At 72.7% G+C, this 24,645-nt stretch carries 17 protein-coding genes; 9 read left to right on the top strand and 8 right to left on the bottom strand.

What is annotated here, in order from left to right:
- Positions 1-224 precede the first annotated feature (224 nt).
- The gene (locus ACIQCJ_RS05610) at positions 225-1,562 is read left to right on the top strand and encodes a sensor histidine kinase (protein WP_402710775.1); all 1,338 of its coding nucleotides are present in this window, start codon (positions 225-227) and stop codon (positions 1,560-1,562) included.
- A 303-nt stretch (positions 1,563-1,865) separates the two neighbouring features.
- Here the strand turns inward: ACIQCJ_RS05610 and ACIQCJ_RS05615 are convergent, their stop codons facing one another.
- The 3 genes from ACIQCJ_RS05615 to ACIQCJ_RS05625 all read right to left on the bottom strand — a co-directional run bounded on the left by ACIQCJ_RS05615 (position 1,866) and on the right by ACIQCJ_RS05625 (position 4,523).
- Entirely contained in the window at positions 1,866-2,828 is a 963-nt protein-coding gene (locus ACIQCJ_RS05615; RefSeq protein ID WP_402710776.1) for a DivIVA domain-containing protein, read from the bottom strand.
- A gap of 190 nt (positions 2,829-3,018) precedes the next feature.
- Entirely contained in the window at positions 3,019-3,663 is a 645-nt protein-coding gene (locus ACIQCJ_RS05620) for an NADPH-dependent F420 reductase (protein WP_402710778.1), read from the bottom strand.
- 47 nt (positions 3,664-3,710) lie between these two features.
- Entirely contained in the window at positions 3,711-4,523 is an 813-nt protein-coding gene (locus tag ACIQCJ_RS05625; protein ID WP_391162309.1) for an inositol monophosphatase family protein, read from the bottom strand.
- 116 nt (positions 4,524-4,639) lie between these two features.
- Between ACIQCJ_RS05625 and ACIQCJ_RS05630 the strand changes: the two genes are divergently transcribed.
- Positions 4,640-5,551, top strand: a complete 912-nt coding sequence (locus tag ACIQCJ_RS05630; RefSeq protein ID WP_355338022.1) for a LysR family transcriptional regulator — start codon at positions 4,640-4,642, stop codon at positions 5,549-5,551.
- Between the two features lie 140 nt (positions 5,552-5,691).
- Here ACIQCJ_RS05630 and ACIQCJ_RS05635 read toward each other — a convergent pair whose 3' ends face one another.
- The 4 genes from ACIQCJ_RS05635 to ACIQCJ_RS05650 all read right to left on the bottom strand — a co-directional run bounded on the left by ACIQCJ_RS05635 (position 5,692) and on the right by ACIQCJ_RS05650 (position 11,400).
- Positions 5,692-8,421, bottom strand: coding sequence for an SUKH-4 family immunity protein (locus ACIQCJ_RS05635; RefSeq protein ID WP_402710779.1), 2,730 nt, complete (start codon positions 8,419-8,421; stop codon positions 5,692-5,694).
- Positions 8,422-8,429: 8 nt separating this feature from the next.
- A complete protein-coding gene (locus ACIQCJ_RS05640) occupies positions 8,430-9,443 on the bottom strand; it encodes an HNH endonuclease (protein ID WP_355346841.1) in 1,014 nt (337 codons plus the stop codon).
- A gap of 215 nt (positions 9,444-9,658) precedes the next feature.
- A complete protein-coding gene (locus ACIQCJ_RS05645) occupies positions 9,659-10,462 on the bottom strand; it encodes a hypothetical protein (protein ID WP_402710780.1) in 804 nt (267 codons plus the stop codon).
- Positions 10,463-10,638: 176 nt separating this feature from the next.
- Positions 10,639-11,400 carry a hypothetical protein gene (locus ACIQCJ_RS05650; RefSeq protein WP_355346847.1) on the bottom strand — a complete coding sequence of 254 codons (762 nt, stop codon included), beginning with the start codon at positions 11,398-11,400 and terminating at the stop codon, positions 10,639-10,641.
- A 426-nt stretch (positions 11,401-11,826) separates the two neighbouring features.
- Between ACIQCJ_RS05650 and ACIQCJ_RS05655 the strand changes: the two genes are divergently transcribed.
- The 7 genes from ACIQCJ_RS05655 to ACIQCJ_RS05685 all read left to right on the top strand — a co-directional run bounded on the left by ACIQCJ_RS05655 (position 11,827) and on the right by ACIQCJ_RS05685 (position 22,695).
- Entirely contained in the window at positions 11,827-12,336 is a 510-nt protein-coding gene (locus tag ACIQCJ_RS05655; protein ID WP_355346850.1) for a YwqJ-related putative deaminase, read from the top strand.
- Positions 12,333-12,830 carry an SUKH-3 domain-containing protein gene (locus ACIQCJ_RS05660; protein WP_355346853.1) on the top strand — a complete coding sequence of 166 codons (498 nt, stop codon included), beginning with the start codon at positions 12,333-12,335 and terminating at the stop codon, positions 12,828-12,830. Before ACIQCJ_RS05655 ends, ACIQCJ_RS05660 begins: the two co-directional genes overlap by 4 nt.
- A gap of 440 nt (positions 12,831-13,270) precedes the next feature.
- Entirely contained in the window at positions 13,271-14,059 is a 789-nt protein-coding gene (locus tag ACIQCJ_RS05665) for an ABC transporter ATP-binding protein (protein ID WP_188285264.1), read from the top strand.
- Complete coding sequence (locus ACIQCJ_RS05670) at positions 14,056-16,623, top strand: FtsX-like permease family protein (protein WP_355346857.1); 2,568 nt, start codon at positions 14,056-14,058, stop codon at positions 16,621-16,623. Before ACIQCJ_RS05665 ends, ACIQCJ_RS05670 begins: the two co-directional genes overlap by 4 nt.
- A gap of 265 nt (positions 16,624-16,888) precedes the next feature.
- Positions 16,889-20,428, top strand: coding sequence for a transcription-repair coupling factor (gene mfd / locus ACIQCJ_RS05675; protein WP_402710781.1), 3,540 nt, complete (start codon positions 16,889-16,891; stop codon positions 20,426-20,428).
- Between the two features lie 121 nt (positions 20,429-20,549).
- On the top strand, positions 20,550-21,644 hold the full coding sequence (locus ACIQCJ_RS05680; RefSeq protein ID WP_391128686.1) for a glycoside hydrolase family 19 protein: 1,095 nt from the start codon (positions 20,550-20,552) through the stop codon (positions 21,642-21,644).
- 142 nt (positions 21,645-21,786) lie between these two features.
- Complete coding sequence (locus tag ACIQCJ_RS05685) at positions 21,787-22,695, top strand: hypothetical protein (RefSeq protein WP_355346866.1); 909 nt, start codon at positions 21,787-21,789, stop codon at positions 22,693-22,695.
- 31 nt (positions 22,696-22,726) lie between these two features.
- Here ACIQCJ_RS05685 and ACIQCJ_RS05690 read toward each other — a convergent pair whose 3' ends face one another.
- On the bottom strand, positions 22,727-24,409 hold the full coding sequence (locus ACIQCJ_RS05690) for a DUF2079 domain-containing protein (protein WP_402710782.1): 1,683 nt from the start codon (positions 24,407-24,409) through the stop codon (positions 22,727-22,729).
- Positions 24,410-24,645: the final 236 nt, after the last annotated feature.

Raw genomic sequence — 24,645 nt, forward strand, 5'->3', positions numbered from 1 at the left:
ACGGCATACAAGGCGTAGGGAAAGACGTGGCTGCGGACCGCGCTGTCCGACCGCTCCAGGATAGGTGGCCGCCTCCGCGGCGAGACGGCCCGCCCATCTGGCGGACACGGCACCCGGTCGCGCTTACCCCTGGAGACCCTTACCGGTCCCGCCGGCCGATACCGCGCCGATACGGGGCTGACACGGCCGCCACGCCGCCTCGGGCACCGCCTAGTCTGGACGCCATGAGTACGACGGGGGCGCACGTACCGGACGACGGGGCTGGAGGACGGCCCGGGTCCGGCTGGTGGTGGTGGACGCGGCGGCGCGGCTTCCTCCTGGACCTGGCGCTGGCCGTGGCCTCGGCCGTGGAGTGCGCCTTCGAGGGCGTGACCTTCGCCCACAAGACCGGGGTGACACCCGCGGTGGCGGCGCTGATCGGGCTGCTCGCGGGCGGCACCCTGCTGCTGCGCCGCCGCTGGCCGATCGCCGTGGTCCTGGTGGGCATCGCCCTGAGCCCGGCCGAGCTGGGCTTCCTGCTGTCGGTGGTCGGCCTCTACTCCCTGACCGTCTCCGAGGTGCCGCGCCGGATCACCGCCGCGCTCGCCGCCATGAACGGCCTCGGCACCTTCCTGGTCTCCTTCATCCGCCTCCACGACAGCCTGCGCAACGCGGACGACAACCGCTCGATGTCCCTGCCGATCGTCCTGAGCACCTCACTCCTGCTCGCCCTCGGCCTCACCGCCCCGCCGGTCCTGCTCGGTCTGTACGTACGGGCCAGGCGCCGACTGGTGGAGAGCCTGCGGGAGCGGGCCGACGGCCTGGAACGCGAGCTGGAACTCCTCGCGGAGAAGGCGGCCGAGCGCGCCGAGCGGGCCCGCGCCGAGGAGCGGACCCGGATCGCCCGCGACATGCACGACGTGGTGGCCCACCGGGTGAGCCTGATGGTCGTCCACGCGGCGGCCCTCAAGGCCGTCGCCCTCAAGGACCCGGCCAAGGCGTCCAGCACCGCGGAGTTGCTCGGCGACATGGGGCGCGAGGCGCTGACCGAACTGCGCCAGATGCTCGGGGTGCTGCGTACGGCGGCGCCCGAGCGGGCACCCGCGCCCGCGCCGCGGCTTCCCGCGCCGCGGGTTCTCGAGCCCGAGCCCGAGCCGGATACGGATACGGAGCCGGAGCCCGAGGGGCCCTGCATCGACCAGCTCGGCGAACTCGTCGAGCAGTCCCAGGCCGCCGGGATGACCGTCGAGTTCACCGTCGAGGGCGAGGAGCGGCCCTGCGGCGCCCGCGTCGAACAGACCGTCTACCGCGTGGTCCAGGAAGCGCTCACCAACGTCCACAAGCACGCCGGGGGCGCCAGGGCCCATGTCCGGCTCGCCTACCGCGAGCTCGAGATCGCCGTCCTCGTTCTCAACGGGCCCTCCGACGGCACCCCGGCCACGCCGCTTCCCAGCGGGGGGCACGGGCTGGTCGGCATGAAGGAACGTGTCACCACCCACGGCGGGGGCTTCGCCGCGGGCCCCACGCCCGACGGCGGTTTCCGCGTCTCCGCCTTGTTGCCCCTGGCAGCCCGCCCGATCTGACGCCCGCCTGGCGCCGGTCGGTAAGCCGCTCTTCGGGGGCGGGGCCCTGGGCGGTTCTTCTCCCAAGGCGGCTGGCCGATCCTTGAGGGGCGCGGGGAACTGCGCGCTCAGCCACCGACGGTGGCGCGGCCTTTGGCCACCGGCCCCCGCGGGGCAGACGCGGTTGTTGTCGGGCTGACAGCCCGGTGGGGGCGGGCCGCGCAGTTCCCCGCGCCCCTAAAAACACGGCCCTGCGCAAGGGCAAGGCACCTTCCCCGCGCCCCTAAAAACACGGCCCTGCGCAATGGCAGCGCGCCCTAGGGGTCAGGCCGGGGCGGACGGGTCGGCTTGTTCGGGGAGGCCGGGGGCGCCCGGTGCTTCGGGGTGGTCCGGCCCGGAGGGCGGGAGGTGGCGGCCGGTCAGGGAGGCGAGGGTGGCCCGTACGTGCGCGAGATGCGCGCGAATCTCGTCGCGGTGCTGCTCGTGCTCGCGCAGCGAGCGCTCGCTCTCACGGCGGGTGCGCTCCTCGTGCATGCGCGCCTGGGCGAGCAGTTCGGACGCCCGCTCCTCGGCCTCCTGCTGCTGCACCCGCAGGGCCTCCTCGGCGTCGGCACGCTCCTGGTGCGCCTCGTGGAGGCGCCGTTCGGCGTCGCCGAGGAGATCGGCGAGCCTGCTGTCGACCCCGGCCTCGCGCTCGGCGAGCTCGTGTTCGAGGGTGTCGAGCCGTTCGCGGCGCTCCTTGTCGACCTCGGCCAGGGTCCGGCCGACGTCCTGCCGCATGGCGTCCAGGGCACGGCCCGCCTCGCCGCGTACGGCCTCGGCTTCCGCGCGGGCCTGGCCGAGGATCTCGGAGGCGCGTCCGCACGCCTCGTCCAGGAGCCGTTCCGCCTGCTCCTCGGCGGCGGCGAGCCGGGCGGAGGCGGCGGCGCGGGCCTCGTCCTGGAGGGTGCGGCGGGCGGTCTCCGCGGTGTCGCGCGCGTGCTGCGCCTCGGCCTCGGCGCGGTCGCGTACGGCGGCGGCCTCCTCCTCGACCAGCCGCAGCAACTCCTGGGCGCCGTCGCCGAGCGCGTCGAACGAGGTGGCGCCGAGCGCTTCGACCTGGTGCCGCAACGAGGCGCACTCGGCGTCCATCTCGTTGGCGAGCACCGTCAGCCGGGCGGCCCGCTCCCAGGCGGCGTCCCGGTCCTCCGACAACTCGTCGAGGAAACGGTCGACCTGTTCCGGCCGATAGCCGCGTCCGCGCGCGGTGTCGATGTTGCGGGCTGACGATGCGGTGTTGCTGCTCATGCCCTGCCCCTCGCCGTCGGCCGTTCCGTCCTGCCTATTTTTGGCTTATGTCCGAATTGTACGGGCTGCGACACTCCGACCTGTCTCCTACCCATCCACTCCCTTCCCGATGGCCCCGAACGCAGACGGGCCGGGTGAAGAAGGGAAGTGCCCTTCGTCACCCGGCTCTTCGCCGCGTGCGGGGTGGGGGTCAGCGCGCGAGGGAGACGGCGAACGGCGTGAAGCCGTTCCGGCGCAGGACGTGGGGCACGACCAGGATCATGGCCTCGGCGGCGCGGGCGGTGCGAATGCCGCCGAGGTCCTCGATCCATGCGGGCCGCCAGCCCAGGTCGGCGAGCAGACCGTTGACGGTCTTCTTCGCGTCCTCGTCGTCCCCCGACACATAGGCGGTCGGCGGGGTGGCCAGGATCTCGGGAGCGGTCATGACCATGAACAGCATGGTGTTGAGGGTCTTGACCACACGGGTGTCGGGGAGCGCGGCCTGGAGGTGCTCGGCGAGGCTGCCGCCGGGGTAGCACAGGTCGCCGGGCAGCCCGTCCTCGGCGTCGCGGGTGGCGTTGGAGACATCGACGAGGATCTTCCCGGAGAGTTCGGCGCGCAGGCCGGTGAGGCGTTCCAGCGAACTGTCGCCGGGCGTCGCGTTGATCACGATGTCCGCGCCGCGGGCGGCGGTGGGCTGGTCGGCGAAGGCGACCGTCGGGGCGGCCCCGGCGGCGCGGGCGGCGGTCTCCACCGGGGTCCGGCCGCCGAGGGTGACCTGGTGTCCCGCGGCGGAGAGCTTGTTGGCGAGGTGGGTCCCGACGCGGCCCGCGCCCAGGATGCCGATGGTGGTCATGAGGTGATGCTCCTTGCGGTGTCGAGCGGGTAAGGGCGGGCGTCCGGTCAGACGATCGGCGACAGGACCTCGCGGGCGGCGGCGTGGACGCCGGGGGCCGCGGCCAGGAAGTCGCGGCTGCGGGTGCTCCAGGGCTCGCCCGCCAGGTCGGTGACGGTGCCTCCGGCCTCGGAGACCAGCAGGGCGCCGGCGACCAGTCCCGAGCGGACGTCGGAGAACTGCCAGAAGGCGTCCATCCGTCCGGCGGCGACGTGGATGAGCTGCATCGTGGCGGGCACGGACACGCGTACGACCAGGCCGTTGACGAGCATGGCGGTGACGGAGTCGCCGATCCGCCGGAAGGTGCGCTCGTCCTCGCCGGGCCTGGCCTGACCGGTGCCGATGAGCGAGGCGGCCAGACCGGTCTTGGCGGACACCGCCAGGGGCCGGTCGTTGAGGCGGGCGCCGCCGCCGGCCACCGCGGTGTACGTGTCACCGGTCAGCGGCAGGTGGACGACGGTGAGCACGGGCTGGTTGTCGCGGACCAGGGTGGCGGTGACGGCCCAGTCGTCCATGCCGTGCACGTGGTTGATGTTGCCCTCGGCGGGGTCGACCACCCACCACTCCCCGGGCGGGAGCGCGCCGCCCGCCAACTCGTCCTCGGCCCACCGCGATCCCGGCCGGGCCCGCAGCAGCGGTTCGCGCAGCACGCTCAGCACCGCGTCGTCGTTGGCGTGGATCTCCGCGACGACCTCGTCCAGGCTCACGCCGCGGGCGTGCGTGGTGTGGCGGGCGCGCAACGTGCGACCGGCGGTCCGCACCGCGGCCGTCACGTCGGACAGGAGGGTCGTGCCGGCGGCGAAAGGCATGGCTGTGCTCATGGGGGGCTCCCTGGTGTCGATGGCCGCGGGGCGGTTCTTCTCGCGCCCGCACTTCGACGGTAGGTCGCCCATGGATTAACAACAAGTGCATGCTTTTCACTTGTAGATTTACTGTCATGCAACTGGATCTGAACCTGCTCACGGCCCTGGACGCGCTGCTGGAGGAGGGGAGCGTCACCGGCGCCGCGGCCCGCCTCCATGTGACCGCGCCCGCGATGAGCCGGTCCCTGGGCCGTATCCGCAAGGTCACCGGTGACCAGATCCTGGTCCGCGCCGGGCGCGGCATGCTCCCCACCCCTCGCGCGCTGGCCATGCGCGCCGAGGTCCACGCCCTCGTGCAGCAGGCCCACCGCCTGCTGTCCGCGCGGCAGAGCCTCGACCTGGCGGCTCTGGACCGGGTCTTCACCGTGCGCTGGCACGACGCGCTGACCGCGGCCTGCGGCACCGCTCTGACCACGGCCGTCCGCGAGCAGGCGCCCGGCGCCCGGCTGCGGCTGTCCGCCGAACCCGGCACGGACACGCCCGAGTCGCACCGGGGCGAGGTCGACCTCGAATCCAGCTCCGGCCGGTCGGCGCTTCCCGACATCCGCCACCGCCTCGTCGGCAGGGACCGGCTGGTCGTCGCCGTCCGGCCCGGCCACCCGCTGGCCGAGGGCCCGTTGAGCCCCGAGCGGTACGCGGCGGCGGAACACCTCACCGTTTCCCGGCGCGGAAGCCTGCGCGACTCGGTCGACGACGCCCTGGCCGCGCACGGCCTCGAACGGCGCGTCGCCGCCGCCGGGCCCACCGCCGCCTTCGCGCTGCGGCTGGTCCTCGACACCGACCTCGTGGTCACCGTGCCCGACGCGGTCACCCGCGAGGCCAGGGACCACCTCGGCCTGCTCACCCTGCCGACGCCGCTCCCGCTGCCCGACGTCCCCTTGTACCTGCTGTGGCACCAGCGGTACGACGAGGACCGCGCCCACATCTGGCTGCGCGACCTGGCCACCGAAACCGTCCAGGCGCTCTTCGCACCCCTGAACGCCTGACCGGCCCGCCAGATCGGCACGCTTGACCGGCCCGCCTGAACGGCACAGCGGACGGCCCCGCCGCGGCGGGGCCGTCCGCTGACGCCTCTGCTACGACCCGGCGGGACGGAACTTCTGTCGGCCGGGCCCTGGCGGGGCCGTTACAGCAGTCCGTCCCACATCTGCTCGATGAGGACCGACCACCAGTGGTCGGGCGAGGCGATGGCCGCCGGGTCCTGCGCGGCGAGCTGCGCCTGGAAGTCCACCGTCCAGCGGCCCGCCTGATCGGGCGTCAGCCCGATCCGCAGCCGCCACATCCGGCCCAGCAGCGCCAGGCAGCGGGCGAATTCCGGCAGGCTCGAATTGACGAACTGCGGCGGCGCGGGCTGTCCGCCCGGACCGGCCTCCAACGGCACCGCCACGATGTGCGCGGTGCCGTACTGCACACAGAGCTGACGGCCGAAGTCATTGCCCATCACCAGATACGAGCCGGCGTCCGACGCCGCCTGCACGCCGCGCTGCTGGGCCAGCTCCGCCAGCGTCGGCACCGGCTGGCCCGGCTGGGCCTGCGCCCAGAAGAACGGGCCGAAGTCCACCGGCAGCCCGGCCCACACCAGGGTCTGCGCCACGATGTCGGGCACGCCCTGCCGGGACACCGCCCGCTGGTCGAAGCGGAACAGGCCCTGCGGCCCGAAGGCCGACGCCAGTTCCTGCCCGATCACGTCGAGCGGCACCGGCGGCACCCGCAGCACACTGTGCGGGTCGGGCATCGGCACCCGCTGCGGCTGCGGGCGCGCGGGCGCGCCCGCCACCTGGTGCAGCTCGCCCTGGTGCGTCAGCAGATGCTGGACGCCCTGCTGGCGGCTGGCGTGGTCCCTGCCGTACGGCGCGGTGTGGCTGATCCGCACCTGCGGCCAGGTCTCGCGGATCATCCGCGTGCAGTAACCGCCCGGCAGGTCGCACGACTCCAGCTCGGTGTGCAGTTCGAGCACCTGCTCGGGCCGCACGCCCATCGAGCGCAGCTCGTGCAGGATCTGCCACTCCGGGTGCGGAGTGCCGGGCGCCGAACGCCGGATGAGCTGCTGCTCGCTGCCGTCCTGGCCGCGATAGCGGAGCACCGCCATGTAGCCGGGTCCGACCGTGGGCACCGCCGTCGGCTGCGGGTAGCCGTAGCCGGGCGGCGGGGGCGGGGCCATGCCGCCGCCACCGGGCGGGGGCGGCGGACCCATGGGCGCGCCGCCGGGACCCGCGAGCATCGTGGCCGCGTAGTGCGGGTCGTTGCCGCCGGTCCGGCCGGGCGCGCCGGGGCCCGCGCCGGGCGCCTGGGGTCCGGGCGGACCCGAAGGCCCTGCCAGCATCGTGGCCGCGTAGTGCGGGTCGTTGTTCCCCGCGGGCGGCGGGGGCGGCGACATGCCGGGGCCGGGCGGCGGCGGGGGCGGTCCCGTCGGACCGGTGGGTCCGGGAGGTCCGGGCGGGCCGCCGGGGCCCGCGAGCATGGTCGCCGCGTAGTGCGGGTCGTTGCCGCCGGGGCGACCGGCGCCGGGCGGCGGCGGTCCCTGCGGTCCCTGCGGGCTCTGACCACCCGGCGGATTCTGCGGTACGAGCTGCGTCGGCAGGTAACCGCCCGCAGGAGCGGCGGCTCCCGGCGGGGGCGGCGGCGCGTCCGGGCTGCGGACCGGACCGCCCGAGGGCGGCGGCACATGGCCGCGGGCGGCCTTCGCCGTCTCCAGGTCGGCGATGTCGGCGGCACCGCGACCGGGGCCACCGGGCGGAGGCACGGATCCGGCGCCGAGGCCGCCGGGCGGCGGCAGCGGCACCGCGGGTCCGCCGGGCGGCGGGAATTCCGAACCCCCCACGGTGTGCGGCACGCCGGGCCTGGCGGGCGGCACGGGAAGCTGCGGCTCCACGGGCGGGGCGATCCGGGTCTTGGGCAACCCGCTGCCGCTCGGCAGCAGTTCGGTGCGGGCCTGCTCGGCCTCGGGGTCCTGCGCGACGTCCACCTGGTCGGAGCCGGTGATCGGCGGCGCGAAGACGGTCGCGGGCACCGGGACCGACTGGCCCTCGCCGCTGTCGCTGGTCGTCTTGCCCGCCCAACTGCCGCCGGGCACGGCCGGTTCCGCGGGCGCCGAGGGCGTCGCGGGCGCGTCGGCCGCCGGGGCCGGGCGCCGGTAGTCGATCCCGCCGGACGCGGCCGGTGCGACGGGAGCGCTGTCAGCGGGCGCGGGGGAGGGCGTCGAGGCACCGGAGGAGGCGGGCCGCCGGTAGTCGATGCCGCCGGAGCCGGAGCCGGAGCCGGAGCCGGAGCCGGAGCCGGGCGCGGAGCCCGTACCGTCGCCCGGTCCCGAGGCGGGACCGGAGGCCGCCGCCAGGCCGTACCCGCCGTCGGCGTCGGCCGCCGGGGCACGGTCGGCCGGGGCGCCGCCGGACCCGGGGGCGGCGGCGTGCCACGCGGGAGCGTCGGCGCCCGCGCCTGCGGCGATACCGGCACCGTTGGTCCGGCTCGACCGGCGGTTGTCGGGGATGCCCATCTTGTCGGCCGCGTCCTGGAGCCACTGCGGCGGGCTCAGCAGGAAGGACGTGGCCTCCAGGTCGATGCGTTGCGGCGGGTCGGGCACCGCGTCGTTCGGCACCGGGCCGTACTCCTCCTCGTAACGCCTGATGAGTTCGCCGACGGGCAGGCCGGGCCACAAGGTGGCCTCGCCGCTGTCCTTGGCTATGACGACGCGGACGTCACCGCCGTCGCCCGCGGACGGGCCGCCCTCGCGCGGCTCCGACCAGACGACGAAGCCGAGGTCGAATTCGCGGACCCGGATCTCCCGGGCCTCGTACGCGGGGACGTCGCCGTTGATCCAGCGCTCCGCCCGCTCCTGGGCCTGCGCGAAAGTGACCATGTCCGGCCTCATCCCTCCACCGGGACGGCGCTGGCGAAGCCCCCGTCCACCATCAGGTTCGCGACGGTCTCCAATTCCGGCGGATTGCCCGCGAGCCGGAGCAGGAACGCGTCGAGTGACTCACCGCAGGGCAGCAGCAGTTCCGCGACCCGGTCGGCGGGGGCGGCCCAGCGGTCGCCGTCGCGGACGTCGTCGTACGCGCAGAACCAGACCGAGCCGGTCCGCTCGCCCTTGACCTTGACCGCGAGCAGGCCGCCCTGGAGGTAGGAGATCGCCAGGAAGTCCTTGGTCAGGTGGTCGCGCAGGCACTTGTTCACGTACACCAGGTCGTTGACCGCGGCGTCGTCGCGGACGGTGAAGAACGGCTGGTCGATCAGCAGGCCGAGGTCCGGGTCGAGCGCGACGCCGCTCGGGGCGCAGCCGCCCGCCGCCTTCAGGAAGGTGCGGTAGCCGCCGGGCAGCCGGTAGCCCAGCTCCTCCTCGACGTCACGGACCTGCGACTCGGTGACCGCGACCGGGTCCTTCGGCAGTCCGAAGTGCACCGGGCGGGTCTCCTGGAGCGGCCGGGTGCCGCGCTTGGCGTGGTCGGCGGAGGAGGCGGCGAGGCCCCCGTGGTGCCGCAGCAGCGCCTTGACCTCGACCGGTATCAGCTCCATCCGGCGGGTCCCGATGACGTGGTGCCAGGTCCAGCCGTGCGGGGTCGCGACGGGGGAGAGGCTGCCCCACAGCTCGTGGCCCGAGGCGTGCAGCGCCGCGTTCGCCGACACGTAGTCGGTCAGCCGCAGCTCGTCTATCCCGAAGCCCTCGGGGGGCTCGGCGATCTCCGCCACCGCCCGCGCGTACGGCGCGAAGTCCGGAATCCCGTTGTCGTCCACCCAGACACCCTGGGGATGGCGGGCGGCGCGTACGGGGTCGGGAAAATGCACGACCTGTCCGGCGTAGGCCGCGTTCGGCGGCGGCACGATACGTCCCCCGGCCCGCGGACCGGGAGGTGCGCCCAGCCCTTGCCGACCTGTCGTCATGGCGGTTGCCCCCTGCTGCGTCTGGCTGATGACCACAGCCTAGGGCCTCACCACCAGGGCAGAGCCAGGGCCTGTGGATAACTTGCCTGATCCGCCTGCCGCCGGGCCCGCGTCGGCAGCCGCCGACTCCGCGCCGATTCCGCGCCGACTCCGCCTCGACTCCGCGTCGGCGGCTGTCGGCCCCCGCGTCGGCCCCGCGTCGGCAGCCGCCGGGCTCAGTCGCCGGTCGCCGCCGCCCGCAGCTTCTCCGCCTGCTTCAGCGCGATCGCCGCCCGCAGCGTCGCCGTCTTGTGGTCGGCGCGCACCGTCTCGTACGCGGCCGTGGCGCCGCCGGACCTGACCACGGTGACCAGGACGACGCCCGCCGCGCCGCGCGCGGTGTCGGCGATCGTGTACGCCACCTCCTGGTCGCCCAGCGCGGGCCGGCCCGCGGGCGGCGCCACCGGCCGGACGGTGTAGGAGGTGACCCCGCCGTCGCGGGTGGCCTTGAAGCCGCGGCAGGTCTTCAGCGCCGTGGTCAGCTCGTCCAGCACGGTCTCGGCGGTGCCGGGAGCGTAGGAGGCGATCACCTCCAGGCTGATCGCCTTCGCGTTCTTGTCCTTGTCCGCGGTGTCGGTGACCATCGCGCCGGTGTACACCTGCCGCGTGTGCTTGGGCCGGCTGCTCCACTGGTCGGCGACCGGCTGGCAGGCCGCGTTGTCGACCGTCGTGGCCGGGCCGAGGAGCTGCGTCTTGCTGCCCGCGGGCAGCACCTGGACGTGGGGGACGTCGGAGGACGTGAGCAGCGCGGAGGTGAGCTTGGCCGTCGACACCGCGCCGGACGCGCGGACCGGGCCCGGCTCCTTCTTCGCCTTGTCGTCGCCGCCCCCGCCGCCCCCGCAGGCCGCGGTGAGCGCGAGCACCGGCACCAGGGCGGCGGCCGCCAGTACGGCGGTCCGCGTGTGCGGGCCGCCGTGTCGCAGGTCAGCGGCCGACTCCCGGCTACCGGTCAGTAGGCGACTGCGTGCACGTATCGGCATCTGGTGTTCCCCTGTGTTGTGTCCGTCCCCGGGATCGCACGGGCGACGGTCCGTTGCCGCGCGACTTTACGGCACCAGGGGCGCGATTTCGCCTGTGGGGCCGCTCACGAAGAGGCGCGCGAAAGCGGCCCCGGGGTGTGCCCCGAGACGGTCCCCGCAGGCCCTTCAGCGGACGGTCACTTCGCCTGCGCCGCCTTCAGCTTCTCGCTCTGCTTGCGCGCGACGTCGATGGGCAGGGTGCCCGCGCCGCCCGCCGACTTCACCGACAGGTACGCGGTGATGGTGTCGCCGGTCCGCACGACGCTCACCAGGGCCGCGCCGGACTTCTTGTCCGCGGTGTCGGCCATCACATAGGAGACGGCCTCGTCACCGGTCGGCACCGCGGGGCCCTTGGCGATGGTGAACGGCGTCTTGGTGCCGGTGTTGTCCGTCGCGGTGAAGCTCTTGCAGGTGCCCAGCGCCGTCTTCACCGACTCGATGACCTTCTCGGCGTCACCGGGCGCGTGACTGGCGACCAGCATCTGGTTGATCGCGTCGGGGGTGGCGCTCGACGTCGTCTTCGCGAAGGCCGCGCCGACGAACGCCTTGCGCGGGATCTTCGGCTTGCTGCTGGTGATGTCGGCGAGCGGCTGGCAGGCGGGCTTGTCCGCGGTGAGCGTGGAGGTGTCGGCGGAGTCGTCGGTCTGCGAGACCTGGATCGTCCAGCCGGGCACGTCGGCCTCGGCGATCAGCGCCTTGGTGAGCTGCGCCTTGGTGAGCGCCGAGCCGTCCGACGGACTGTCGGCGCCGCTCGTCGGAGCGGAGGCCGAGGCGGAGCCCGTGGCCTTGCCGCCCTTGCCGTCGGCGTCCTTGGAGCCGTCGGACGAGCCGGAGCAGGCCGCGGCGAGGACGAGGGCGGGGAGCACGGCGGCGGCCAGGCGGAGCCGGGTCTTGCGCATGGGGGGTCACGTTCCCTGATCGGCGGCAGCGGGTCCGCGGGCGCGGACCGACTGCCGATACTCCCGCCATGTCGGGCGCGCGTCCATGCCGCGCCGAAGCTGTGTCGCGGCTGTGCGTGCCTGACGCCCCCGCGGTGCGCGCCCCCGCCGCCGACATGTGTTCGGGAAGCGCCCGCCGGGGACCGGCCGTCACCCTGCGTCGACCGTCCGCGCCCGTACGACGATCGCCCGCGACCGTATGGCGGCCGGTTTTGTGCACATGCTGTGCCCATGCTGCCGACGCTCCGTCACACGACGGTGACATGGCCCACACACGATGGGCGCGGTGCCGCGTCCGGCTTCCCGTCGCATGGCCTGTTTGGCACTCTGAACGACATACGGGGGATCGCCCGCCCAGGCGGGCGGATGGAGGGACGCACACAGATCATGACAAGTCAGACCCAGGCGGCGGGGGCCGCCGATCCGCGCTTGAGCTGGAGCGGTTCGGACGATCCGGTGGGCCCGCCGGTGCTGCGGCACCGCAGGGACGGCATCATGCCCGCGGTCGCCGCCGCGCTGCTGATCCGCGACGACGTGCTGACCTGCACCGGTGCCAAAGGTGAGCAACCGCCCGTACTGCACCCGATCGTTCAGGACTTCCTGGACGCGCTGCCGGTCGCGCAGCGGGAACGGTTCGCCGGGCGCTGTCCCGAACCGGTGCTCATTTCACGCCACTTGACGGCAGTCGAGGCAAACCGGGGCAAGCGTGCGTCCCGCAAGCCGCTCACCCAGGGTGAGGCCCGCAAGGCGCTGCGCGGGGCGAAGCTCACCTCGCGGCGCATCCGGGAGGACGGCGACCCGACGCACGGCGCGTACGCCCCGCCCTGCCGCTCGTGCGCGCCGCTGCTGTCGCACCTGGGGGTCAAGCCGGTGGATCCGGCGGCCGAAGGAGTATGAGCATCCCGATGGCGGGCACCACCCGTTTCCCGGTCGGCGTCGACGCCGCGCTGCGCGCCGCGGGCTGGCGGCCGGGGCGCTGGGACATCAAGCAGGCCGAGTTCTGGGCGGACCGGCTGCGGGCGTACGAGTCGCCGGGCGGCCACCGGCACGCCGTCTTCCCCGCCGCGGTCGAGGCGTGGGCGGAGTTCGGCGGCCTGCTGATCCCCGGCGCCTCGGGTCCCGGCCGGCAGATCGCCCCCACGGCCATCGCCGTCGACCCGCTGCGCGGCCTGCACCTGGCGCGGACCTTCGGCGATCTCGGCCGCGCCCTGGAGACCGACATCAGCCCGCTCGGCGAGGAGCCCGCGTCCGGCGCGCTGCTCGCGATCGACGCCGAGGGCCGCGTCTACACCGTCGACCACACCGGCGACTGGTACGTGGGCCCCGACATCGACCGCGCGCTGACCGCCCTGATCGGCGGCGTACGCCCGGTGCGCCTCACGATGCACTGACCTTCGCAGGGTTGAGCCGCGATGCACTGACCTTCGCCGGGTTGAGCCGCGAAAGACCGGCTCACGGCGAACCCGTCCACGACGGACCGCCCGCGTCCGCGGCCGTGGACGCGGGTGTTCCCCCGGCCATGACGACCCCTCAACTCCCGTACGTGTAAAGGACACCTTCGCGCGGTCGCGGCGACGTCCCCGACACGGGGATGAGCCTCAGGTAGCAGACCCCTAGGGGGAGGTACCTACTTTTGGTGGCCATCGGTTCGTACCGGCGGATGACGATCCCGGGCCGTCCGTTCCATACGGTCATGAGGCGGGGTGGGGATAGCCCCACCCACAAGACGGAGACCTCCCCCATCGTGCCGGGGGACGCCGCTCCGACAAGCTGAGCACACCGGCTCAACAGGGCCTGGTCAGGGCCCGCATCGACCTCACAGGAGATTCACGTGACAACGGCAGTGACGATTCCCAAGTCCGGGGGCAGCGGAGAGCGTCCGGCCGTTGCCGCAGCAGGCCGAGCGGTGACGAAGGCGTACGGCAGCGGCGAGACGCGCGTCCTGGCGCTCGACGCGGTGGACGTCGACATCGCGCGCGGCCGGTTCACCGCGATCATGGGCCCCTCGGGCTCCGGCAAGTCCACGCTGATGCACTGCCTGGCCGGGCTGGACACCGTGTCCGAGGGCCGGATCTGGATCGGCGACACCGAGATCACCACCCTCAAGGACAAGAAGCTCACCCAGCTCCGCCGGGACAAGATCGGCTTCATCTTCCAGTCCTTCAACCTGCTGCCGACGCTCAACGCGGCGGAGAACATCACGCTGCCCATGGACATCGCGGGCCGCAAGGTGGACCGCGACTGGTTCGACCGGGTGGTGGAGACCGTCGGTCTCGCCGGGCGCCTCAAGCACCGCCCCACGCAGCTCTCCGGCGGTCAGCAGCAGCGCGTCGCGGTCGCCCGCGCCCTCGCCGCCCGCCCCGAGATCATCTTCGGTGACGAGCCGACCGGAAACCTCGACTCCCGCGCCGGCGCCGAAGTCCTCGGCTTCCTGCGCAAGTCGGTGGACGAGCTGGGCCAGACCATCGTGATGGTCACCCACGACCCGGTCGCCGCCTCCTACTCCGACCGCGTGCTGTACCTGGCGGACGGCCGGATCGTCGACGAGATGCAGAACCCGACCGCCGACGGCGTCCTGGAGCGCATGAAGTCCTTCGACGGTCGCGGGAGGACCTCGTGACCGTCCTGAAGACATCGGTGCGCAACTTCCTCGCGCACAAGGGACGCATGGCGCTGTCCGCCGTCGCCGTCCTGCTCTCGGTGGCGTTCGTGTGCGGCACGCTCGTGTTCACCGACACCATGACCGCCACCTTCGACAAGCTCTTCGGCTCCACCGCCTCCGACGTCACCATCAGCGCCAAGAAGGTCGACGACGCGCAGGAGACCGGGCGGCCCGACACCGTGCCCGCCTCGCTCCAGCAGACCCTGCTCAAGGTGCCGGGCGTCGCCAAGTCCTACCCCGACGTCACCAGCGACCAGGTGACGGTCGCCGACGCGAACAACAAGAGCATCAGCCCGACCAGCGGCGCCCCGACCATCGTCAGCAACTGGGACCCGACCGAGACCAAGGCCGTCGAGCTGTCCTCGGGCAACACCCCGCGCGGGCCCACCGACGCGGTGATCGACGCCGACACCGCCGACAAGCACCACCTGAAGATCGGCGACACGCTGCGGGTCATCGCCGCGCCCGGCGACTTCCACGTCACGATCTCCGGCATCGTCACCTTCAAGACCACCAACCCCGGCGCGGCCGTCATCTACATCGAGACCGCCACCGCCCAGGCCAAGCTGCTCGGTGACAGCCACGCGTACACCGGCTACGGCCTGACCGCGGCCAAGGGCGTCACCGACGACCGCCTCAAGGCGGACGTCACGACGGCCATCGGCGCGGGCAAGTACACCGTCGACACCGCCGCCGAGACCAAGAAGAAGGACAAGGACGACGTCGGCAGCTTCCTGAACTTCATGAAGTACGCGATGCTCGGCTTCGCGGGCATCTCGGTCCTGGTCGGCATCTTCCTGATCGTCAACACCTTCTCCATGCTGGTCGCCCAGCGCACCCGCGAGATCGGCCTGATGCGGGCCCTCGGCTCCAGCCGCAAGCAGGTCAACCGGTCGGTGCTGGTCGAGGCGGTGCTGCTCGGCGTCGTCGGCTCGGTGCTCGGCATCGGCGGCGGCATCGGCCTGGCCATCGCCCTGATGAAGCTCATGGGCCAGGCGGGCATGAAGCTCGACACCTCCGAGCTGACCATCAAGGCCACCACCCCGATCGTCGGCCTGGCCATCGGCGTCATCGTCACCGTGATCTCCGCCTACATCCCGGCCCGCAGGGCCGGACGGATCTCCCCGATGGCGGCGCTGCGCGACGCGGGCACCCCCACCGACGCGAAGTCCGGCCGGATCCGCGCCGCGATCGGCGTCCTGGTCTGCGCGATCGGCGCCGTGGCGCTGGTCGGCGCGGGACAGTCGGACAAGGCGTCCTCCGGCGGCGGACTGCTGGGCCTGGGCGTGCTGTTCAGCCTGGTCGGCTTCGTGATCATCGGCCCGCTGCTGGCCGGTGTGATCGTACGAGCGGTCAGCGCGGTCATCCTGCGGTTCTTCGGACCGATGGGCCGCCTCGCGGAGCGCAACGCGCTGCGCAACCCGCGCCGTACCGGTGCCACCGCCTCCGCGCTGATGATCGGCCTCGCGCTGGTCGCCGGCATGTCGGTGGTCGGCTCGTCCATGGTGGCCTCCGCCGACGACCAGCTCGACAAGTCGGTCGGCGCGGACTTCATCCTCCAGCCCGACGGCGGCCAGCCGCTGACCCCCGCCCTGGTCGCGGCGATCAAGTCGGCCTCCCACATGGAGCACTTCACCGAGTACGCGGGCGTCAACGCCAAGGTCACGCTGCCCGACGGCAAGACGGTCACCAAGCAGTTCAGCGCGGTCAGCCCGACCTACGCCGACGACCTGCGGCTCAAGACGGTCAAGGGCGATCTGAAGGACGCGTACGCGAAGAACGGCATGTCCGTCAACGAGGCGTACGCCAAGGACCACCACATCAAGATCGGTGACGAGCTGCCGGTGACGATGATCGGCGGCACGCCGACCAAGCTCCGCGTCAACGTCATCACCAGCGACGACACCACGGTCGACCACGGCGCCTGGTACACCAACCTGGCCACCGCCAAGCAGTACCTCCCGGCGGACAAGCAGCCGCTCGACCAGATCATGTTCGCCAAGGCCGTCGACGGCCAGGCCAAGGAGGCGGGCGCCTCGCTCACCGCGGCCGTCAAGGACTACCCGCAGCTCAAGGTCCGCGACCAGTCCGACTTCAAGGACCTCATCCACAAGCAGGTCAACCAGCTCCTGTACATGATCTACGGGCTGCTCGGCCTCGCGATCATCGTCGCCATCCTGGGCGTGGTGAACACCCTCGCCCTGTCGGTGGTCGAGCGCACCCGGGAGATCGGCCTGATGCGGGCGATCGGCACCTCCCGGCGCCAGCTGCGCCGGATGATCCGCCTCGAATCGGTGGTCATCGCGCTCTTCGGCGCGCTGGTCGGCCTCGGTCTCGGCCTCGGCTGGGGCACCACGGGACAGAAGGTGCTGGCCTCCCAGGGCCTCGGCGTCCTCCAGATCCCGTGGACGACGATCATCCTGGTCTTCATCGGCTCCGCGGTCGTCGGCCTGCTGGCCGCGCTGCTCCCGGCCTTCCGGGCGGGGCGGATGAACGTACTGAACGCGATCGCCACGGACTGACGCCGCCGGTCGCACCGGCCGGTGGCGCAGGTCACCACAGACGCGGCCCCGGAAGCGCAACCCCCCGCGCTCCGGGGCCGCCCGCGCGTCCCGCACCCCGGTCCGCCCCCCCCCGCCGGGCGTCCCCGCCCACGGGCTCCGCGGCCTTGCGCCTCACGCGATGGCCTGTGGCTGTCGGCGGTACGTCGTACGCTGGAGGTACCCCCGGCCCGTGACACGTGTCGGGTGCTTCGCGTTGCCTCTGCCCCGGGACGGAAAACCCCTCATGAGTCTGAACGGTCTGGTCGACGTCGTCGTCGAGGACGCCGCCCTCGCGGAAGCGGTGGAGGCCGCCGCCTCCGGCGCCCGGCCGATGGTGGACCTGGTGGGGCCGCCCGCCGCGCGTCCGCTGGCCATCGCGGCGCTCGCGGCCCGCGCGCACCGCACCGTACTGGCGGTCACGGCGACCGGCCGCGAGGCGGAGGACCTGGCCGCCGCGCTGCGCACCCTGCTGCCGCCGGACGCCGTCGCCGAGTACCCGGCGTGGGAGACGCTGCCGCACGAGCGGCTGTCCCCGCGCAGCGACACCGTAGGCCGCCGCCTGGCCGTCCTGCGCCGCCTGGCGCACCCGCGGGCCGACGACGCGGCGACCGGACCCGTACAGGTCGTGGTCGCCCCCATCAGGTCCGTGCTGCAACCGCAGGTCAAGGGCCTGGGCGACCTGGAGCCCGTCGCCTTGCGGACCGGGCAGAGCGCCGACCTGGGCACCGTCACCGAGGGCCTGGCGGCAGCCGCGTACTCCCGCGTCGAGCTGGTCGAGAAGCGCGGCGAATTCGCGGTGCGCGGCGGCATCCTCGACGTCTTCCCGCCGACCGAGGAGCACCCGCTGCGGGTGGAGTTCTGGGGCGACGACGTCGAGGAGATCCGGTACTTCAAGGTCGCCGACCAGCGCTCCCTCGAAGTCGCCGAGCACGGCCTGTGGGCGCCGCCCTGCCGCGAGCTGCTCCTCACCGACCAGGTGAAGGAGCGGGCCGCGGCGCTGTCGGTCGCCCACCCCGAGCTGCACGAGCTGCTGGACAAGATCGCCGAGGGCATCGCGGTGGAGGGCATGGAGTCCCTGGCCCCGGTGCTGGTCGACGACATGGAGCTGCTGCTCGACGTGCTCCCGGCGGGCAGCATGGCCGTGGTGTGCGACCCGGAGCGGGTCCGTACCCGCGCCGCCGACCTGGTGGCGACCTCCCGCGAATTCCTGGAGGCGTCCTGGGCGGCGTCGGCCGGCGGCGGCGAGGCGCCGATCGACCTGGGCGCGGCCTCGCTGTGGTCGATCGCCGACGTCCGCGACCGGGCCCGCGAGCTGGGCGTCCCCTGGTGGTCGGTGAGCCCCTTCGCGGCCGACGAGGCCGACGACCTGGCCGCCGACACCCTCAAGCTGGGCATGCACGCGCCCGAGCTGTACCGCGGCGACACCGCACGCGCGCTCGCCGACACCAAGGGCTGGCTGGCCGACGGCTGGCGCACCGTCTACGTCACCGAGGGCCAGGGCCCGGCCGCCCGCGTGGTGGAGGTGCTGGGCGGCGAGGGCATCGCCGCTCGCCTCGACATCGAGCTGGCCGACCTCGCGGCGTCCGTGGTCCACGTGGCGACCGGCTCCATCGAGCACGGCTTCATCGACCCGGCGCTCAAGCTCGCGGTGCTCACCGAGACCGACCTGTCGGGGCAGCGCTCGTCCACCAAGGACATGGGCCGGATGCCGTCCCGGCGGCGCAAGACCATCGACCCGCTCACCCTCCAGGCGGGCGACTACATCGTGCACGAGCAGCACGGTGTCGGCCGCTATGTGGAGATGGTGCAGCGCACCGTGCAGGGCGCCACCCGCGAGTACCTGCTGGTCGAGTACGCGCCCGCCAAGCGCGGCCAGCCGGGCGACCGGCTCTTCGTCCCCACCGATCAGCTCGAACAGGTCACCAAGTACGTCGGCGGCGAGGCCCCCTCGCTGCACCGGCTCGGCGGCGCGGACTGGACGAAGACCAAGGCGCGGGCGAAGAAGGCGGTCAAGGAGATCGCCGCCGACCTGATCAAGCTGTACTCGGCGCGGATGGCCGCCCCCGGCTACACCTTCGGGCCCGACACCCCCTGGCAGCGCGAGCTGGAGGACGCCTTCCCGTACGCGGAGACGCCCGACCAGCTCACCACCATCGCCGAGGTCAAGGAGGACATGGAGAAGTCCGTCCCCATGGACCGGCTGATCTGCGGCGACGTCGGCTACGGCAAGACCGAGATCGCCGTGAGGGCGGCCTTCAAGGCCGTGCAGGACGGCAAGCAGGTCGCCGTGCTGGTGCCGACCACGCTGCTGGTGCAGCAGCACATGGGCACCTTCGCCGAGCGGTACGCGCAGTTCCCGGTCAAGGTGCGGGCGCTGTCGCGGTTCCAGACCGACAGCGAGGCCAAGGCCACCATCGAGGGGCTGTGGGACGGCACCGTGGACCTGGTGATCGGCACCCACCGGCTCTTCTCCTCCGAGACGAAGTTCAAGGACCTGGGCCTGGTCATCGTCGACGAGGAGCAGCGCTTCGGCGTCGAGCACAAGGAGCAGCTCAAGAAGCTGCGGGCCAACGTGGACGTGCTGACCATGTCCGCCACCCCGATCCCGCGCACCCTGGAGATGGCGGTCACCGGCATCCGCGAGATGTCCACCATCACCACCCCGCCGGAGGAGCGGCACCCGGTGCTGACCTTCGTAGGCCCGTACGAGGAGCGGCAGATCGGCGCCGCGATCCGGCGTGAACTGCTGCGCGAGGGCCAGGTCTTCTACATCCACAACCGGGTGGAGTCGATCGACCGGGCGGCGGCGCGGCTGCGCGCCATCGTGCCGGAGGCGCGGATCGCCACCGCGCACGGGCAGATGGGGGAGTCTCAGCTCGAACAGGTCGTGGTCGACTTCTGGGAGAAGCGGTTCGACGTGCTGGTGTCCACCACGATCGTGGAGTCGGGCATCGACATCGCCAACGCCAACACCCTGATCGTGGAGCGCGGCGACACCTTCGGGCTCAGCCAGCTCCACCAGTTGCGCGGGCGCGTCGGCCGCTCGCGCGAACGCGGCTACGCGTATTTCCTGTACCCGCCGGAGAAGCCGCTGACCGAGACCGCGCACGAGCGGCTCGCCACCATCGCCCAGCACACCGAGATGGGCGCGGGCATGTACGTCGCCATGAAGGACCTGGAGATCCGCGGCGCGGGCAATCTGCTGGGCGGCGAGCAGTCCGGGCACATCGCGGGCGTCGGATTCGACCTGTACGTACGGATGGTGGGCGAGGCCGTCGCCGACTACCGCTCGGCGCTGGAGAGCGGCGGCGAGCCGGAGGAGACGCTGCTCGACGTCAAGATCGAGCTGCCGGTGGACGCGCACGTCCCGCACGACTACGCGCCGGGCGAGCGGTTGCGGCTCCAGGCGTACCGGGCCATCGCGGCGGCCAACACGGCCGAGGACATCGCGGCGGTCCGCGAGGAGCTGACCGACCGCTACGGCAAGCTGCCGGAGCCGGTGGAGAATCTGCTGCTGGTGGCGGGGCTGCGGATGCTGGCCCGCAAGGTCGGCGTCAGCGACATCACCCTCCAGGGAGTCAACGTCCGTTTCGGCCCGGTGGAGTTGCGCGAGTCGCAGGAGCTGCGGCTGAACCGGCTCTACCCGCGCACGGTGCTCAAGCACGCGACGAAGCAGATCCTCGTCCCGCGTCCGACGACGGCGCGGATCGGCGGCAAGCCGGTGGTGGGCCGCGAACTGCTGCAGTGGACGGCGGAGTTCCTGACGACGGTGCTGGACAACTAGGGCTGTTCCAGCCGGTTTCCCACCGCCCGGCGGACGTTCAATGGTCTGGACCTTGACAGGTCCAGACCATTCCGCTTGAGTCTGTCCCGACCCCACTCGAACCCCCACAAGGAGTGGTCACGTGTCGAGACAACGGCTCATAGCGTTCCTCACCGCACTCGCGGTCGCGATAGGAATCGCCATCCTCGTACCGCTGGCGTCCACCGCCTCCGCCGCGGGCTGCTCCACCGCGTGGAACTCGTCGTCGGTGTACACCGGCGGCATGAGCGCGTCGTACAACAGCCACAACTGGCTGGCGAAGTGGTGGACCCAGGGCGAGACGCCCGGCGCCGCCGACGTCTGGTCGGACCAGGGCGCCTGTACCGGCGGTTCGGGCGGCACCGGCGGCACCACGGGCGGCACCGGCGGGACCTGCAACTACCCGGCGTGGGTCCAGGGCCACAACTACGTCGCCGGTGACATCGTCAAGTACAGCAACGGCAACTACTACAAGGCCTCCCACGACAACCCGGGCTACGACCCCACCATCAGCACCTGGTACTGGGACCCGTTCGGCTGCAACGGCGGCGGTACGACCACCCCGCCCGGCAACCCGAGCGGATTCGTCGTCACCGAGGCCCAGTTCAACCAGATGTTCCCGAACCGGAACTCCTTCTACACCTACAGCGGCCTGACCGCGGCGCTCAGCGCGTACCCCGGTTTCGCGAACACCGGCAGCGACACGGTGAAGAAGCAGGAGGCCGCGGCCTTCCTCGCCAACGTCAGCCACGAGACCGGCGGCCTCGTCTACATCGTCGAGCAGAACACCGCGAACTACTCGCACTACTGCGACACGAGCCAGTCCTACGGCTGCCCGGCCGGACAGTCCGCGTACTACGGCCGCGGGCCGATCCAGTTGAGCTGGAACTTCAACTACAAGGCCGCGGGCGACGCGCTCGGCATCGACCTGCTGCACAACCCCAACCTGGTGCAGACCGACTCGGCCGTCGCCTGGAAGACCGGCCTGTGGTACTGGAACACCCAGACCGGCCCCGGCACCATGACCCCGCACAACGCCATGGTCAACGGCGCCGGATTCGGTGAGACCATCCGCAGCATCAACGGCAGCATCGAGTGCAACGGCGGCAACCCCGCGCAGGTGCAGAGCCGGATCAACTCCTACCAGAGCTTCGTCTCGATCCTCGGAGTCCCGGCGGGCAACAACCTGAGCTGCTGACCCGGCGTCGTCCCACGGACGCACGCAAGGCCGTACGCACGCAAGGCCGTACACAGGTAAGGCCGTACGGGCCCAGCCCGTACGCACGCTTCATCCGACGCGCCCCGCTCACCACGAGCGGGGCGCGTTAGTGTGAGCGGCTGTGACGATCACCGGAGCGGGGACGAACGTACGGCCGCTGGCGGCGGGACAGCGCGCGCGGCTGCTGGTCGGGGACATCGACGGCGGCGAGCCGCGCCTGGTGTACGAGACGGCGGACAGCGCGCTGGAGGCGCCGAACTGGTCGCCGGACGGCCGCTGGCTGGTCTTCAACCAGGACGGGCTGCTGCTGCGGATCGCCCCCGGCGGCGGGGCGCCCGAGGTCATCGACACCGGCGGCATCACGGACGCCAACAACGACCATGTGCTCTCGCCGGACGGCGGCACGGTCTATCTGTCGGCGGGCGACGGGCACATCCACGCCGTGCCGTTCGAGGGCGGACCCGCGCGCCGGGTCACCAACGACCGCGGCCCCGGACCCTTCCGGCACTTCCTGCACGGCGTCTCGCCCGACGGCCGCACGCTGGCGTACGTGGGCGTCGAGCCGTACGGCGGCGACGAGTGGGGCTACCGCAACATCTTCACCGTCCCCGCGGCCGGCGGCCCCGACACCCGGCTGACGGACTCTCCCGCTCCCGCGGACGGCCCGGAGTTCAGCCCAGACGGCGCCTGGATCTACTTCAACTCCGAGCACGGCGCGACCGTCCCCGGCCACGCCCAGCTCTTCCGGATGCGGCCGGACGGCACCGAGTTGACGCGGCTCACCTCGGACGCGCGCGTCAACTGGTTTCCGCACCTGTCACCCGATGGACGACACGTCCTCTACATCAGCTTCCCGCCCGGCACCGAGGGGCACCCGGCCGACCGCGACGTCGTCCTGCGCGTCATGGACCCGGACGGCGGCGCCCCGCGTGACGTCCTGGCCTTCCCCGGCGGCCAGGGCAGCCTCAACGTCAACAGCTGGGCCCCGGACAGCCGCCGCTTCGCCTACGTCGACTACCCGACGGCCTGAGCCGGTCCCGCTGCGCCCGACGCGCCCGGCCCTAGCCGTTCGGCGGGCTCGTCCGGTGCATGATCACATAGCCCTCGGCGTTGACGATCTGCTGATATTCGGCGTTCGGGTGGAGCTGCTTGGCGTAGGTGAGCGGATCGGGCACCCAGCCGGAGGAGTTGTCGATCACGATGTAGTCCGGGCTGATGCCCTGCGTGTCGCCGACCCAGTACACCGTGGTCCGGTGGACGAGACGGCTGATCGGCCCGACGTTCGCCTCCACCGAGGAGCCGCTGGGCACCGTCTCGAGCAGCTTCTCCACGGCCTTGGTGTGCGCGTCGACCTTGTAGGTGTCGGAGTGGCTGAGCGAGGCCAGCGGCATCGTCAAGGTGAGCGCCAGCGCGGCGCCCGCCGCCGCCGCGGGCAGCCCCGAGGCGTACGAGCGCAGCCAGGGCCGCGGGCTCCTGCGGGAGAGCGCCGCCGCGTCCACGAGGGCGAGGAAGACCACCGGCATCAGCACCGCGCTGTAGTGCCAGTCGGTGCCCCAGTAGTGGTCGTCGTGCGAGATGAACCGCCAGCCGATGGTCGGCAGCGCGGCCAGCAGCAGCGGCGAACGCAGCGCGAGCAGGCCGGTGGTCGGCAGCAGGATCCACAGCAGGGTGTGCACGGCGGTGCCGAACGGGATGTGCCCCGGCATCGGCGCCCCGTTGCCGTTCAGCTTGTTCCAGTAGTCGTATCCGCCCGCGCTGTTGAACGCCGGGATGATCACCGCGAAGGCGAGCGCGGAGGCCAGCACCCCGAGGCTGACCAGCCCCAGCGCGTACGGCCCGTACCGCATGCCGTCGCTGAGCCGCGGCGGCTCCTCGGCCCGCGTCCCGCTCCCGTCGGCCTCCGGGGCCTCCGGGGTCTCGCCGCCGTCGGCGCGCGGCGCCGGGACGACGTCCTCGCCCCGCGCGGACCCGGACCCGCCGACTGTCCCGGACCCGCCGACCGACCCCGCCCCTGACGGCGCCCCGGACATGGCCTCGGACCCGGCGTCCGGCTCGGTCTCCTTGCGGGTCCGCAGCCACACGATCGCGCCGATCGCGGCGGCCGTGACGCCCATGTCCTCCTTGACGAAGATCAGCGGCAGCGCCCACCACATCGCCGGCGCCCACTTCCTGCGCAGCACCGCCTCCAGCGAGAACGCCAGCAGCGGCATCGCGAAGGCGATCTCGTGGAAGTCGAACTCGACCGCCCGCTGCACGCCCCACGACAGCCCGTACGCCACGCCGACGGCCAGTCCGCGCCCGCGGCCCAGCAGATGGGCGGCGCCCCGGGTCACGGGCACGATCGACAGCGCGAACAGCAGCGCCTGCGCGACCAGCAGCGTCACCGGGCTCGGGAACACCCGGTAGAAGGGGGCGATCAGGGCGGTGATCGGACTGAAGTGGTCACCGAGGATGTTGAAGCCGGGGCCCTTGAGGTCGGCGACCGGCGCGTGGAAGTGCGCGTAGGAGCCGACCGCCTGCTCGAAGATGCCCAGGTCCCAGGACATCGTGAGCATCCGCCGGTAGCGGGTGACCGACAGCGCGAGGAACGCCGCGAAGAAGACGGTGGCCAGCAGATACGGGTCGACGCGCGGCCCGATGCCGCCGAGCCTGAAGCCGGTCGTCGGCGCGTCGTCGACCGTGGTGCCGCCGGGCGCGGCGGCTCTGGTGTCCTGCGCCGGTATGACGGCCTCGGCCCTGTCCATCGTCGGTCCTCCCGCGGAAGCTGGGTCGGGGTCTGCCGGAAAAGATACGGGACGCGGCTGTGCCGGGGGCACTCCTGAACCCGCCATCCCCACTCACCTCCGCCACTCGCGTCCCGGCACCACGGGCCCGCCGCTCCCGGCGGACCGGCGCGGCCCCGCGGTGTCCGTCCTGTATGCACCGTTATGCGGTGCTTCACCGCGAGAAAGATACCCCTCGGCCGCCGCTGTCCCGGCGG

Origin of the sequence: Streptomyces sp. NPDC093221 (assembly GCF_044753885.1) — a bacterium.
In the GTDB taxonomy this organism is placed as follows: Bacteria; Actinomycetota; Actinomycetes; order Streptomycetales; family Streptomycetaceae; genus Actinacidiphila.